Below are 14078 nucleotides of genomic sequence, written 5' to 3'. Positions count from 1 at the left end.
CGGTGGCGGGGCGATAGCCGGGAGGTAACCGGCCGATATGGCGCGTTCCTAACGTCGTGGTCAGAAGGAGCGAACAGCACCGCCCACCGACCGTCCCAGGAGCATTCCATGCCCAAGATCACGTATGTCGCCGCCGACCGTTCCACGGAGACGACTCTCGACCTCCCTCAGGGCACCAGCATCATGCGCGGCGCCGTCTCCAACGACGTCGCCGGCATCGTCGGCCAGTGCGGCGGTTACGCCCAGTGCGGCAGCTGCCACGTCTACGTGGAGCCCACCGCCCTCGACAAGCTGGAGGCCCCGGAGTCGGAGGAGGACGAGATGCTCGACTTCACGGCCTGCACGCGGGAGCCGAACAGCCGCCTGAGCTGCCAGCTCACCGTCACCGACGCCCTCGACGGACTGATCGTCCGCCTGCCCGAGCGGCAGTACCGGTGAGCCCGTACGCCGGGGCCGGCCACGTCGTCGTCATCGGCGCCGGACAGGCCGGCTGCCAGACCGTCGCGTCGCTGCGCGAGAGCGGCCATCAGGGGCGGATCACCCTGATCGGCGATGAGGGCGTGCTGCCGTACGAGCGCCCGCCGCTGTCCAAGGCCTACCTCAAGGGAGATGTGGACGAAATTCAACTGTGGCTGCGACCAGAGTCGTTCTACGAGCGGAACGAGGTCCAGCGGGTCACCGGCACGGTCGTCGCCCTCGACCGGGCCGCGCGGACCGTCCGGCTCGGCGACGGCGCCGAGCTCAGCTATGACCACCTCGTGCTGGCGACCGGGGCCAGGGCCAGGACCCTGCCGATTCCCGGCTCGGACCTGCGGGGCGTACGGACCCTGCGTACGCTGGCGGACGCGGATGCGCTCCGGAAGGACCTCGCGCCGGCCGCGGACGTGGTCATCGTGGGCGCCGGGTTCATCGGCCTCGAATTCGCCGCCTCGGCCCGGGAGCTGGGGCACCGGGTGACGGTCGTCGAGGCGCTCGGGCGGCCCCTGGCCCGGGTCCTCTCGGCCCGGACGGCCGAGCACTTCAGCCGCCTGCACCGGGAACACGGCAACGAACTGGTCTTCGACCAGGGTGTCCTCGCCTTCCACGAGGGCGGCGACGGCGACGGACGGGTGGCCTCGGTGGAACTGACCGACGGCCGTCGGCTGCCCGCGGACCTGGTGCTGGTCGGCGCCGGGGCGGTGCCGTGCACCGAACTGGCGGAGGCCGCAGGCCTGTCGGTGGCCGGCGGGATCGTCACCGACTCCCGGCTGCTGACCAGTGACCCGCGGATCTCCGCGGTCGGCGACTGTGCCGTGTTCCCCCACCCGCGGGCCGCCGCGCCGCTGCGCATCGAGTCGGTGCAGAACGCCGTCGACCACGCCCGGCTGGTGGCCGACCGGCTCACCGGATCCGACCGGACGTACGGGGACCTGCCCTGGTTCTGGAGCACCCAGTTCTCGACCACCCTGCAGATCGCCGGCCTCGGCCAGGACCACGACTCCGAGCTGATCCTGGGCGATCCGTCCGGTGCCTTCTCCGTCCTGCTGTTCCGCGAGGACGAGCTGGTGGCGGTCGAGTCCGTCAACAAGCCCGCAGACCACATGTCCGCACGCCGGCTCCTTGCCGACGGCATCCCGCTGAGCCGCTGGGAGGCCGCCGCCGAGGGGTTCACCCTCCGGGCGCACTTCAAGGCGCGGTCGGGCGGCCCGGTGGCGGTGCCGGTGGCTGCGTGAGGGGCGCAACACGTCCCGTACGCAAGGAGCGTCCGTGCGCCATCCCGGCACGGACCCCGCAGTCTCCATGCCACGGCGCCCGGCCCGACCGGCCGGCCCCGGGGCGGCACGAGGATGCGCGACGGTGCCCGATCGGCACCGACGCATCCTCGCCGGGGGGGGCGGACAGCCCTCCCTCCCCCATATCGCCGACGGGCGACCCGAAACCGGGTCGCCCGCGCGGGCGTTGGCCCAGGACGGCCGTGGCAGGATGCCTGGATGATCTCCCATACCCCGATACCCCCGAGCTCCCCGATACCCCCGGTCGTCCCCGCCGGCCGCATGGCTGCGAATGAACAGCCGGTGCTGGCGCTGGCGAGCGGCCCGGAGCTGCGGCCGTGGCGGGCCGAGAACACAGCGGATTGCGGGGCCCTTGTCGCCGCGAGCCGGGACCCGGCCATTCGGCAGTGGAACCGGCTGCTGGTGGACTCACCCGAAGAGGCGCGGCGGCGGATCGAGGGCATGCACGAGCGCTGGCGGGCCGAGCGGAGTGCCATCTGGGCTCTCGCCCGGCCGGGCGGCGAGCCGCCGGTGGGCCTGATCGGGTGGGGGGACATCGATCTGGCCGGAGGCAGCGCGGAGATCGTCTACTGGGTGCTGCCCGCCGCCCGCGGTGCCGGCCTGATGGCCGAGGCGGTGCAGCGGGCCGGCCGATGGGCCCTGGAGGAACTCGGGCTGCACCGGCTGCGGCTCTGCCACTCGGTGGCCAACCCGGCGTCCTGCCGGGTGGCGGACAAGGCCGGGTACACGCTGGAGGGCACCCTGCGCAGTGCCCTGCTGCACGCGGACGGCTGGCACGACGAGCACCTGCACTCCCTCGTCCAGGGTGACCTGCAGACCCCTCTCTAGCCGACGTCCGCACTCCACGCCTGCGCGAACAGTTCGTGGACCGGGGCCGGGGCGAGGAGCCGGAGGAGCGGGGCGGTCAGGGTGGAGTCCCTGACGGTGGCCAGGTGGGTGGCCGGCTTGCCCGCCTCCAGCGGGAGGTGCGGGGGCTTCAGCTCGGTCCAGGGGCCGGGCAGGAAGGCCGTGCGGCCCGCCCGGGCCCGGCGGCCGGTCCGGACCGCGCCGGCCGCCACCAGTTCCGCCTGGGCCGCCTTGTGACGGGCCGGGGTCCAGGCGTTCCAGCGGCGGACGTTGGCGTCGGTGGGGCGGGCCAGGGTCAGGAGCTGGAGGTGGAGGGCGGCGGCTTCCGCGCTCACCCCGAGGGTCCGGGCGGCCTCGGTGACCAGGCCGGGCACGGAAAGAGCCGGGTTCACCTCGTACCCGCCGGGCGGGACGGGGGTGGCGGCGGCCCGCTCGGCCAGTCGGGCGAGGCCGGCGAAAAGGTCCCGGTGCCGGTGTACGTGCTCCAGCAGGGCGGGCAGGTCCAGGTCGTCGCAGAGCCGGGCCGCGCGGTCCAGGCACGCCGGATCGGTGAGGGCGGCCGGGCGCAGGAAGACGTCCCCGGCGGGTACGGAGACCACGAACAGGCCGTCGTCGTGGGCCGTGGACGGCTCCGCGGTCTCCTCCCCCTCCTGTTGCTGGCCCGGCAGGACCGTGCCCTGGTACGGAGCGAAGCCCGGGTCACCGGGCACATGCCGGGCGAGCTGCCGCAACCGGTCCAGGGGGATCAGCGTGCCGGGGTCGTCCAGCACCGCCCGCAGCCGGGCGTACAGGGCGAGGGCGCCGCGGGCGGCAGGGTCGGCGACCGGGCGCTCGGTCAGGGCCCAGGCCACTACCGAGGCGGCCCGGGTGTGGGCGGGGCAGGAGGCGAATACCCAGGCGCCCGCGGTGCCGTCGGGGCCGGCGTGGTGGAGGGCCAGGGTGCCGCCCGTGCTGACCTTGAGGACGAAGCCGCCCTCGCCGAATCCGGGATCGCCCTCGGGTGCCCGGCCGTCCGGCAGGGCTCGCGCCCAGGTGTCGGGGAGGCCCAGCTCGGCGTCCAGCGCGGCGGCGAGGCCCTCGTCCACGTACGGCACGGTGCCGAGCAGCGAGCCCCAGACGGCGGCCATGCGTTCCGCGGCGGCGAGGACCCCTCCCGGGGCCCACAGCTTGGCCGGGTCCTCGGGCATGCCGGCCGCGAGCACGGCGCGCCGGCCGGCCGGGCCGAGCCGGTGGAGGAGGGAGGCGTACTGGCGGGCCAGGTCCTTGTTCGCCTTGTACGGCGCCGAGCGCAGCAGCTTCTCCAGGTCGTCGCGGCGCGCGCGGTCGGGGAGCCCGCCGAGGACGAGGGCGGCAACGTACCGCCGTACGCCGGTACGCCAGCAGAACAGGTCTAGGGCCTCGGGCTGGAGGGGCAGCGGGCCGTGTTCGACGAGGAGCTCCAGCAGGCGGGGCAGGCGTATGCGGTCGTCCCGGTCGACGGTGACGGTCTCGCACTCCTCGGCCTCGGCGGGTGTCGGATCGCCGGCCGGCTGGAGGAAGCGGGCCAGGCCGCCGCGTTCGGGGGCGGCAGCCACGGTGCCGCCGGCGGTCCGGCAGGCGGCCAGCTGCCGCTCCGGGGCCCGGCCGGTGCGCCAGGCACGGCCCGGTTCGGCGAAGGGCTGGGTGCTCCAGGTCTCCAGCAGGGCCGCGAGGGCGGCGCGTTCCTCCGCGGGGGTGGGGTCGGTGGCGACCCGCCAGGCGACCGCGTCGATCCGGCCGGCCAGGGCGGCCCATTCGGCCGGGACCGCGGGCAGGGCGAGGCGCCGGGTCTCGTCGTCGATCTCCCCGCGCAGGTGGCGGCCGTCGGCGGCGACGGCCGTCAGCAGGGCGGGATGGGGCTGCGGTACGTGGGTGTCCGGGTAGCGGGGTTCGGGGAGCAGGCCGCAGAGGGCGGGGGTGAGGACGGTGTCCGGTACCGGGTTGTCCAGGTGGACCACCGGGCCGGAGCGCATGATGGCCACCCGGCGGGACAGTTCGCGCCGGCGGTGCAGGATGTCGGCGGCCAGCCGGGCGGCGCGCGCCACGCCCTCCCGGACGCGCGGCTCGGTCACCCCGGGCACGGCCGGGTCCTGGCCCGGCTCCGCGCGCAGGGCCGTGTCGAGCAGGCTTCGGATGGTCTGGTCGCCCACGGTGCGCAGGGTCTTGGAGGAGGTCTCGTCGCGCGGGGTGAGGAAGTGCCAGAAGGCGGGCGGCGGGACCGGGCCGGCCTGCTCGCCGAGGGTGCTGGTGCGCCGGGACTTCATGTCGGAGCCGGGGAAGCCGTGGACCTGCCAGAGCAGGGAGTTGTCCTCGGCGGCATGGCAGCGGATGGTGGTGTCGCCCGTCAGTACGGCGTCCTCGGCGCCCTGCGGCAGGGCGATGATCCCGAAGGGGCGGCGGCCCCAGCGGCGGCTGCGGTAGCGGGCGGTGCGGCCGTCCACGGACTCCAGCCGGAACTCCCGCGGCGAATACCCGCTCCACGGGGTCTTGTTGAAGATCCGGCAGCCGACCAGCCGGCCGTCCTGGCCCAGGGGTGAGGCGGGGGCGTCGGGCGGCAGAAAAGCCAGGATCTGGCCGTCCTCGTAGTGCTCGGTGCCGGCGGGCGGTTCGGAAATGCGGTGGAACTCGGGCAGGGTCCGCTCCCCGGTCCGGGCGCCGGTGGCGGGGTCGAGCCGGGCCCAGGTTTCGAGGGCGTGGTGCACGCTGCCGCTCCAGAAGCCGCGGCCGTCGCTCAGCTGGAAGGCGCGGTTGCCGATGCCCTCCCGGTCGCCGGGCCGCAGGATCCGGTCCCCGTCGAACCGGCCGGTACCGTCCGGGGTTTCGAACTGGTAGCCGAGGCCGCCCTGGATGGACCCGCCGTAAGGGCGCAGGCCCAGCTGCTCCTCCGGGACGAACTCGTCCTCCGGGCGGTCGGCCCAGAAGGCGTGCGTCCCCCAGGTGTGGCGTTCGTGGTCGGTCCAGCTCACCAGGAACTGTCCGCCCACCCAGTGCACGGCATGGGCGGTGGCCTGCGCGGGGATCTCGAAGGTGCAGTCGCCGCGCGGGTCGGCGTGGTCGACGGCGACGGCGCGGCCGGCGCCGTACACCGTCAGGACCGGCCAGCTGGTGGTGACCCGCACGGTCTCCTCCGGGCCGAAGCCGGCCAGCGCCTCCTCCAGGGCCGGCCAGCCGAGCTCCTCGGGCAGCCCGGCGCGCAGGGCGCGGGCCAGCGGGCCGGTCAGGTCCAGCTCGGCGAGGGCCTCCTCGATGCCGTCGAGGGCGGTCGCGGTCGGCCGGTCGAGCAGCTCGCGCAGTTCGTCCACGGCCTCGTCGGCCGCCGCAAGACCGCCGCCGCGCAGGGCGCCGAGCAGGCTCTCGATGCGGCCGTGTACCTCGGCGGCGATGCCGGCGTTGTGCGGGAGTCGGGTGATCGCCGTGCCCCGGCCGCGCAGCCCGGCGTGCACGGTGCCCTCCAGCCTGCGCCCGAAGACCGGGTCGGCGGCGAGGGCCTTGAGGTCACGCTGCGAGTGCTCGTCCCAGAACTCCAGCCGGACCGCGTCGCCCGGGTCCTCGACCGGGATGCCCTCGGCGAGGCAGACGTCCAGCAGGTCGGCGTCCAGGTGCTGGTAGCGGTACCGGTCCTCGTGCAGCTTCACCGGGGTGCCGACGGCGCGCAGCCGCGGGGCGAACCGGCCGACCACCTCGAAGAGTTCGGCCGGCATGGGCTGGCGGACCACTCCCCCGCCGGAGGGACGGTGTGAGTAGGCGCGGGCGTACTTCCGCAGCCAGTCACCGAGTCCGCCCTCGGGTTCGATCCGGCCGGCGGCTGCGGCCTCAACCGCGCCGGAGTTCAGCAGGATCCGCAGCCAGGAGGCCGCGTTGTTCCGGGACTCCGGGAACAGCTCGAGCAGGGCGGCGCACACCTCGTCCCCGGGCGGGTTCCCGGTCATCAGGTCCGCAACCGCGTCCAGCAGGCGGTCCGGCACCGCCGTGCCGCGGGCGCCGGCGACCAGTGGGGCCAGGATACGGGCGTCCTCGGCCGGGCCCAGCCCGGCGGCGCGGGCCGAGCCCCGGACCCGGCGGGCCAGGTCGGCCGGCAGCTCGCCGGGGGACGCCCCCCAGGCGGTGAGGACCCGGACGAACTCCTCGTGGGCCGGGCCCGGTTCGAGGACGGTGGCCAGCCAGGCCTGGTGGCCGCCGAGCTCGGTGGCGGGCAGGGCGCCGTGCCGGGCGTACAGCAGGACGTTCGCCCGGTGCCAGTCGGTGTCCACCGGCAGCTGGTGCGTGCGCTCCGCCTTGCGGGCCAGGCCGAAGGCGCGGGCCGCGGAGCGCAGGTGCACAGAGATCAGCCGGTGCCCCATCGTGTCCCAGAACCACGGCAGATGAGCCGGCGGCAGCTGCCGCGACTTCCACTCCATCGTGTCGACGAACCGGCCCGGCTTCCCGTACGCACTCAGCAGGGCTTCCGCCGCGTCGGCAAGCAGGCCGGCCGCCGCCGGACCGGCGCCCGGGTCGCGGGCGTCGACCCAGTCGGTGTACACCGCCGAGAGGCGCGGATGGGAGGGCAGGGAAATCCGGTTGGTCATGCTTCGATCTTGGCACCTCCCACTGACAACGCCCGGCCGGGGTGGGGCGGGGCCGGTTGGGTCAGGGCGTGGTCGGAGTCGTGGTGGTCAGGAGGCACTCGGCCTGGGCCAGGGGGGTGGCGTCCTCGAAGAGGCGGTTGAGGAGGGCGCCTTCGAGCTCCACGGCCTCGACCTCGTCGACGCCCTGCTCGGCGAGGAGGCGGCCGATGGCCTGGAGGGCGAGCAGCGAGTAGCCGCCGAGTTCGAAGAAGTCGCTCTGGTGGATGTCGATCGACTCGGCGTCCACCTCCAGCAGTTCGGCCCAGATCCGGCGGACCGTCTCGGCCGTGGCCGACACGGACGCGGGAGTGGACGCGGGAGTGGTCGCGAGAGTGGTCGCGGGGGCGGTCTGGTGGGTGGTCCGTTCGTTCGGCATGGTGTGGTCCTTTCCTGGGGTGGGCGACGGCGTCAGATCGACGCGTCGGGGGTCTGGGCCAGCCGTGCGAGCAGCGAGGCGAAGTCCTCGGTGTGCCGGCGCGCGGTGAGCTCGTCGTAATGGGCGGGGTCGCATTCGAACAGTCCCCGGTAGCCGCCGTCCTCGTCCGCCTCCAGCATCACCGTGGCGCCGAACTTCGCCCCGCCCGTGTCGACCGGCACGGGTGTCACCGTCAGGCCCGGGAACGCGGGGGCGCGGACGGTCGTGCCGCCGTAGGAGAACATCAGCTGGAACACGGGGTTGTGGCGGCGGTCACGGGGCGGGCGCAGCTCCTCGACGATCCGCTCGAAGGGCACGTCCTGGTGGGCGAGCGCCTCCTGGAGGGTGTCCCGGACGGCGCGGACGAGCCCGCGGAAGGTGACCTGCTCGGGGAGGCGGGTGCGCAGCGCCACGGTGCGGGTGAACAGGCCGATCATGTCCGCGGTCTCCGGCCGGTCGCGGCCGGCCAGCAGTGTGCCGACGACCAGGTCCCGGGCACCGCCGGCGCGGTGGACGAGGGCCTTGAAGCCGGCGAGCAGCACCATGAAGGGGGTGGCGTGTTCGGCCGCGGCCAACTCCCGCAGCCGGGCCGCCGCCTCGGGTCGTACCCGGAAGGCGTGCCGCACCACGCGGGTGGCACCCGGGGCGGGGCGGCCTCCCGGCAGGGTGGTGAGCGGGGGCGCGTCGGCCAGTTTCCGCTTCCAGTGGGCGAGTTGGCGGTCATGGCCGGTGGATCCGGTCTGCTGACGGTCCTCGTCGGCGCAGACCTGCGCGTACGGGACGGGCAGCGGCGGCAGGGCTGCGCCCGCTCCGGTGCGGGACTCCTCGTACAGCGCCGCCAGATCGCGGAACAGCACGTCCGAGGACCATCCGTCGAAGACGATGTGGTGCAGGACGAGGGCCAGCACCTGCTCGTCCGGCGCGACCCGCAGCAGGGCGGTGCGCAGCAGCGGGCCGCGCCGGAGGTCGAAGGGGGTGGCGGCCCACTCGGCGAGCGTGCGGTGCAGTTCCGCCTCGGGCCGGCCGGTCAGGTCGTACCGGGCGGGGGTGAGCGTGTCGGCGGTCTCGGGCGGGGCGATGATCTGGACGGGTCGCCCGTCCTCGTCGCCGAGGGTGGTGCGCAGGGCGGCGTGCCGGCGTGCGGCCCGGCGCAGCGCCTCGGTCAGCGCGCGCTCGTCGAGCGGGCCGCGCAGCCGCAGAACCACCGGTTCGTGGTAGGCCGTGCTCGACGGCGCCATCCGGTGCAGGAGCCACATGCGTCGCTGGGCGGGGGTCAGGGGCGCGCGCGACGCCCCCTCCGTTGTCCCCGCGGACGCAGCCCCGGTCCCGGGCCGCGGGGACGGGAGCAGCGCGGCGAGCGCGCGCACGGTGGGGGCCTCGAACAGCATGCGCTGGCGGGCATCGACGGCGAGAACCTCGCGCAGGTGGGCGGCCAGGCGGGTGGCGGTCAGCGAGTCCCCGCCGAGGGCAAAGAAGTCGTCCTCGGCCCCGACCCGGGGCAGGCCCAGGGCGAACGCCCAGACTCCGGCCAGGGCCGCCTCCAGCGGGGTGCGGGGTGCGGCAGCGCCCGGTTCCGCCTGCGTGGGGCCGAGCGGCAGGTCGCGCAGCGCCCGTCGGTCCACCTTGCCATGGGGGTTCAGCGGCAGATCGGGGACGGCGACGATGCGGGCCGGTACGAGCGCGGGCGCGAGGGTGCGGCGCAGCCGGTCGCGCAGCCCGGCCTCGTCGGCCCGTCCCTCCTCCCAGACCACCAGGGCGCACAGTTGATCGGTCCCGGAAGCGGTGGTACGGGCCATGACCGCGCTGCCGGCCACGCCGGGGTGGCGGCCGATGGCCGTCTCGACCTCGCCCGGTTCGATGCGGACACCGCGAATCTTGATCTGGTGGTCGGCGCGGCCGAGGAATTCGAGGGCGCCGTCCGGACGGCGGCGGGCGAGGTCCCCGGTCCGGTACATCCGGTCGCCGGGGCGCTCGGCGTACGGATCGGGCAGGAAGCGCCCGGCGGTCAGGGCGGGCCGGCCGAGGTAGCCCCGGGCCAGGCACGGCCCGGCCAGGTAGAGCTCGCCGGGTTCGCCGTCGGGCACCGGGCGGAGCCGTTCGTCGAGCACGTGGACGCGGATTCCGGGCAGCGGCGTGCCGATGGGGACGCGCGGCCACCGGCGGAGTGCCGCCGCGTCCTCGCGGTGCGGCTCGTACAGGAGTTGGGAGACGGTGCCCTCGGTGGCGCCGTACTCCTGCACCAGCCGTACGCCGCTGGGCAGCCAGTCGGCGACCCGGTCGGGGGCGACCTGTTCGCTGCCCACGACGAGGAGGCGGAGGGAGTCGGGCGGGTGCGGGGTGCCGTCCCGGTCGAGCTCGCGCAGCCACTCGTACCAGTAGGCGGGGGTGAGTTGCAGGACGGTGACGGCCTGCTCGCGGGTCACCGCCAGCAGGCCGGCCGCGTCGGCGAGGGAGTCGTCGGGGTCGATGACAAGGCAGGCGCCGGCGGCCCAGGTGGACAGGATCTCTTCGGCGGCCACCGAGAAGCCCGGGGAGGCGAACTGGAGCACGCGGTCGGCCGGCTCGAGGTCGAGGCGACCGCCGATGTGGCGGGCGAGGTCGGCGAGCGGGCCGTGGGCGAGCCCGACGCCCTTGGGGCGGCCGGTGGAGCCGGAGGTGTACGCGATCCAGGCGAGGTTCTGCGGGTGCAGCCGCACCTTCGCTGCCTCCGGCTCGTCCGCGTCTGTCCCCGCCTCCGCGTCGGCATCCGCGTCCAGGCAGAGCACCTCGGCACCCCGCAGGGCCGGAGCAGCGGCCGTGTCGCGCCGCGTCAGGACCAGGGCGGCGGCCACGTCCTCCCGGATGAACGCCAGGCGCTCGGCCGGGTAGGAGGGGTCGAGCGGCACGCACACGCCCCCCGCCTTGAGCACGGCGAGGACGCCCACCGCCAGGTCGGCCGAGCGGTCCAGGAACAGGCCGACCGGCACCTCGGGCCCCACTCCGCGGCGGCGCAGCAGCCGGGCGAGCCGGCCGGCGCGGCGGTCGAGCTCGGCGTAACTGATCCGCCGGTCGCCGCAGAGCACGGCGAGCGCGTCCGGGGTGCGGCGGGCCCGGCCCTCGACCAGCCGGTGCACCCCGGCGCAGCCGGTCGCGGAGGCGGCGGCCTCCGGGGCCGCCGGGGAGGCCGACTCGGAGGCCGGCTCGGAGGCCGGCTGGGATCCGGTCATGGACGTCGTCACGGGATCAGCACCACCTTGCTCGCCTCACCGGCGTCGAACAGCCGGAACGCCTCGGCGGCCTCGGCGAGCGCGAGCCGGTGCGAGATGACGAAGGTGGGGTCGATCCGGTCCTCGCGCACCAGGTTCATCAGCGCCTCCCGGTCCCGGATCGGATCGCCGACGGCAAAGCGCAGGGTGATCTCCTTGCCGAAGGCCAGTCCGGTGGGCATGGGCATGGCGGTGGAGGCGTGGGCGCCGACGGCGCACACCACTCCGGCCGGTCGTACGATCTCCAGCGCGCTCAGCAGCGAGGCGTCCGTGCCGGCGGCCTCCAGGACCACGTCCGCGCCCCGTCCCCCGGTCAGTTCCCGGATCCGGTCCGCCAGGCCCTCTCCGGCGGGCACCGGGTGGGCGCCCTGCCCGGCGGCCAGCCGGCGGCGGCGCTCCAGCGGGTCCACGGCCAGCACCCGGGCGGCCCCCAGGAGCCAGGCGCAGCGCAGGGCCAGCAGGCCGACGGGCCCGCAGCCCACGACCGCGACGGTGTCCCCGGGCCGCACCCGGCCGCCGGACGCACAGGCGTACCCGGTGGCCAGGACGTCGCCGATGAGCAGGGCCTGCTCGTCGCCGACCCCGTCGGGGATCGGGGAGAGGACCACGTCGGCGAAGGGCACGCGGACGTACTCGGCATGGCCGCCGGGGTAGGCCGTGGTACCGACGACGGTGTCGTAGCCGAACAGGCCCACCCGTTCGCACTGGTAGTGCCATCCCCGGTGGCAGTACCAGCAGCGTCCGCAGGCGATGACGTCCGAGGCGAGGACGCGGTCGCCGGGCCGCAGGCCGCGGACCTCGGCGCCGACCGCCTCGATGACGCCGGTGAACTCGTGCCCGGTGACGGTCCCCGGGGTGAAGGAGGGGATCTCGCCCCGGTAGGGGTGCAGGTCGGTGCCGCAGATGGCGCTGGTGACCACCCGCACGACGGCGTCGCCGGGTGCCTCGACGCGGGGGTCGGGGATGTCCTCGGCGAGCTTCACGTGATGGGGTCCGTGCCATTGCAGTGCCCTCATGCGGCGCTCCTCGGGCGAGTGGGGCGGTCCGGGGACAGGACGGCGTCGGCCGCGGCCCGCAGGGTGTCGACGAGTTCGTCGAGCAGGCGGCGGGCGGCCTCGTCGTCGTACCGGCCGCGGTCGTGGGTCAGCAGCGCCCGCAGCGCCCCGTCCTCCTCGTAGAAGCCGAGGTCGAGCGCGTAGCCGGAGTAGGGGTCGTGGTTGACCAGGGTTGCTTCGAGGCCCTGGAGCGCGGGCGGCACCTCGGGGGTGGACTGGAAGGAGACGCAGACGTTGATCACCGGCCGGAAGCCGGGGCGCTTCAGGCCGAGTTCGGCCATCAGCCGCTCGTACGGGATGTCCCGGTTCACGTACACGCCGAGCAGGGTGTGCCGGACCTGGCCCAGCAGGGCGCCGAAGTCGGCGTCCCGGGCCACCCGGAGGCGGAGGGGCAGGACGTTGACGAAGAATCCGACGGCCCGCTCGAACTCCGGCCGACCGCGGAATCCACCTCGGGTGCCCACCAGGAGGTCGTCCGCGTCGGTGTGGCGGCGCAGCACCTGGCCGAAGGCGGTGAGCAGCACCATGTAAAGGGTGACCCGGGCCTCGCGTGCGACGGCGCGCAGCCGTTCGTACAGGGGCTGGGGGAAGGTCAGCCAGGCGGTGGCCGGGCGGGGGGCGGTGGCCCGGTCGGCCGACGGGGCTGCGGCGAGGGAGAGGTCGGGCAGCAGGGTCACGTCGGCGAGTGCCTGCTTCCAGTGGGCCAGTTGCCGGGTGTAGGCGGGGCCGTCGAGCCAGTCGTGCTGCCATCGGACGAAGTCCCCGTACTGGGCGGGGGCGGGTGGCAGGGGCGAGGGGCGGCCGTGCAGGAACGCGGTGTAGAGCTGCTCCAGTTCCCGGAAGAGTACGGCCCACCAGGACCGGGCGTCCGAGACCAGGTGGTGCGCGGTGATCCTCAGGAGGTGTTCGCGGGCGCCGAGGCGGATCAGCGCGGCCCGGACCACGGGGCCCGTGGCCAGGTCGAACGGGCGCCGGAGGTCCTCGGCCAGGCAGCGGTCGGCGGCGGCGTCCCGCTCCCGCGCCGGCAGGCCGGTGAGGTCGGCCCGCGCGAGCGGGACGCGGATGTCGTCGGTCACCTGCCGGACGGGAGTGCCGGCGACGACGGGGAAGCGGGTGCGCAACGCTTCGTGGCGGCGGACGAGTTCCTCGATGCCGTGGTGCAGGGCGGCGGGGTCCAGGTCGCCGACGAGCCGGAAGGTCATCGGGTCGGCGTACAGGGTGGTGCCGGCGCGCCGTTCAAGGAACCACATGCCCTGCTGGGCGTACGACAGGGGGCCGCCGCCCGTGACCGCGCCGCCCACGGCTAGCTGACCCCGTGGACGAAGAGCCAGCGGCGCGGGACCTCGCTGAGCTCCAGTTCGCGGAAGGTGGTGTGCAGGGCCGCCGTCAGCGCCTCGGAGCCGAGTGCGAGTCCGGTGGGGCCGGTCAGGCCGGTGGCGCCCTCGATGAAGACCGAGTAGCCGCACAACGCCTCCCAGTCGTCGAGGGTCCATCCGTACTCCACCTCCTCGGAGGTGACCTCGGCGAACCCGGCCTCGGTGAACAGGCGCTCGTGGTCCTGCGGGGTCAGTGTCTGCAGCGCCACCGGCCGGCTGCGCTCCAGTACGAGGTCGCTGTCCCGCTGCTGGAGCCAGGCGCGGGTGGTGCGCAGCCAGGAGGCGTAGAAGCGGCGGGTCGCCGAGGGCACGGCGCCTTCGTAGAAGAGGGTGTTGACGGCGCACCGGCCCCCGGGGCCCAGCATCCGGTGGCAACCGGTGATGACCGCGGCCCGCTCGGTCGCCGGGATCTGGTGCATCACATTGCTCAGTACGGTGACGTCCACGGGGCCGATGAGGGAGGCGACGTCCTGGGCGCGGCCCTGGACGAAACGGACCCGTGGGTCGGTCAGGCGGGTACGGGCGATGGCCAGTTCGTGCGGGGACGGGTCGACGCCCACGACGGAGCCGACCTGGTCGAAGCGTTCGAGGAGCAGCTGGGTGGCGAGTCCGGAGCCGCAGCCGACGTCGACGACGACGCCTCCGGCGGGGGCGGCGCAGATGTCGACCAGTCGCTGTGTCACGTCACCGTAGAGAGGGCGGCGTGACATGGCATCGAACTCGTATCCCTGGGCGAATGACATGGTG

General features: G+C 74.9%; 9 protein-coding genes. 3 read left to right on the top strand and 6 right to left on the bottom strand.

Going from position 1 to position 14078, the window contains the following annotated elements; all coding sequences use genetic code 11:
- The first annotated feature begins 108 nt into the window (after positions 1 to 108).
- From ABT123_RS11735 to ABT123_RS11725, 3 genes are all read left to right on the top strand, one after another.
- On the top strand, positions 109 to 438 hold the full coding sequence (locus ABT123_RS11735) for a 2Fe-2S iron-sulfur cluster-binding protein (RefSeq protein WP_351312253.1): 330 nt from the start codon (positions 109 to 111) through the stop codon (positions 436 to 438).
- Positions 435 to 1712: an NAD(P)/FAD-dependent oxidoreductase gene (locus tag ABT123_RS11730; protein WP_351312251.1), complete on the top strand. Its 1278-nt coding sequence runs from the start codon at positions 435 to 437 to the stop codon at positions 1710 to 1712. Before ABT123_RS11735 ends, ABT123_RS11730 begins: the two co-directional genes overlap by 4 nt.
- Positions 1713 to 2033: 321 nt before the next feature.
- A complete protein-coding gene (locus ABT123_RS11725; protein ID WP_351312249.1) occupies positions 2034 to 2600 on the top strand; it encodes a GNAT family N-acetyltransferase in 567 nt (188 codons plus the stop codon).
- Here the strand turns inward: ABT123_RS11725 and ABT123_RS11720 are convergent.
- The 6 genes from ABT123_RS11720 to ABT123_RS11695 form a co-directional block, all read right to left on the bottom strand.
- Positions 2597 to 7201: a hypothetical protein gene (locus ABT123_RS11720; RefSeq protein ID WP_351312248.1), complete on the bottom strand. Its 4605-nt coding sequence runs from the start codon at positions 7199 to 7201 to the stop codon at positions 2597 to 2599. The two genes, ABT123_RS11725 and ABT123_RS11720, sit on opposite strands and share 4 nt — an antisense overlap.
- A gap of 61 nt (positions 7202 to 7262) precedes the next feature.
- The gene (locus ABT123_RS11715) at positions 7263 to 7616 is read right to left on the bottom strand and encodes a phosphopantetheine-binding protein (RefSeq protein WP_351312246.1); all 354 of its coding nucleotides are present in this window, start codon (positions 7614 to 7616) and stop codon (positions 7263 to 7265) included.
- A gap of 32 nt (positions 7617 to 7648) precedes the next feature.
- A complete protein-coding gene (locus ABT123_RS11710) occupies positions 7649 to 10873 on the bottom strand; it encodes a non-ribosomal peptide synthetase (RefSeq protein WP_351312244.1) in 3225 nt (1074 codons plus the stop codon).
- Positions 10870 to 11916 (bottom strand): alcohol dehydrogenase family protein, encoded by a 1047-nt coding sequence (locus tag ABT123_RS11705; protein WP_351312242.1) that lies wholly within the window; start codon positions 11914 to 11916, stop codon positions 10870 to 10872. Before ABT123_RS11705 ends, ABT123_RS11710 begins: the two co-directional genes overlap by 4 nt.
- Positions 11913 to 13256 carry a condensation domain-containing protein gene (locus tag ABT123_RS11700; protein ID WP_351312240.1) on the bottom strand — a complete coding sequence of 448 codons (1344 nt, stop codon included), beginning with the start codon at positions 13254 to 13256 and terminating at the stop codon, positions 11913 to 11915. The genes ABT123_RS11705 and ABT123_RS11700 overlap by 4 nt, the downstream gene beginning before the upstream one ends.
- A 2-nt stretch (positions 13257 to 13258) precedes the next feature.
- Positions 13259 to 14041: a class I SAM-dependent methyltransferase gene (locus tag ABT123_RS11695; protein ID WP_351312493.1), complete on the bottom strand. Its 783-nt coding sequence runs from the start codon at positions 14039 to 14041 to the stop codon at positions 13259 to 13261.
- Between the last annotated feature and the right edge of the window lie 37 nt (positions 14042 to 14078).

The sequence above is a fragment of the Streptomyces sp. NPDC002054 genome (genome assembly GCF_040296685.1).
In the GTDB taxonomy this organism is placed as follows: domain Bacteria; phylum Actinomycetota; class Actinomycetes; order Streptomycetales; family Streptomycetaceae; genus Streptomyces.
This window is presented reverse-complemented; position numbering and strand designations above follow the sequence as displayed.

Bases quoted from the DNA above. Each gene is read 5' to 3' on its own strand.
- ABT123_RS11695 (WP_351312493.1), bottom strand. From the start codon at position 14,041: ATGTCACGCCGCCCTCTCTACGGTGACGTGACACAGCGACTGGTCGAC.
- ABT123_RS11725 (WP_351312249.1), top strand. From the start codon at position 2,034: ATGGCTGCGAATGAACAGCCGGTGCTGGCGCTGGCGAGCGGCCCGGAG.
- ABT123_RS11720 (WP_351312248.1), bottom strand. From the start codon at position 7,201: ATGACCAACCGGATTTCCCTGCCCTCCCATCCGCGCCTCTCGGCGGTG.
- ABT123_RS11735 (WP_351312253.1), top strand. From the start codon at position 109: ATGCCCAAGATCACGTATGTCGCCGCCGACCGTTCCACGGAGACGACT.
- ABT123_RS11705 (WP_351312242.1), bottom strand. From the start codon at position 11,916: ATGAGGGCACTGCAATGGCACGGACCCCATCACGTGAAGCTCGCCGAG.
- ABT123_RS11715 (WP_351312246.1), bottom strand. From the start codon at position 7,616: ATGCCGAACGAACGGACCACCCACCAGACCGCCCCCGCGACCACTCTC.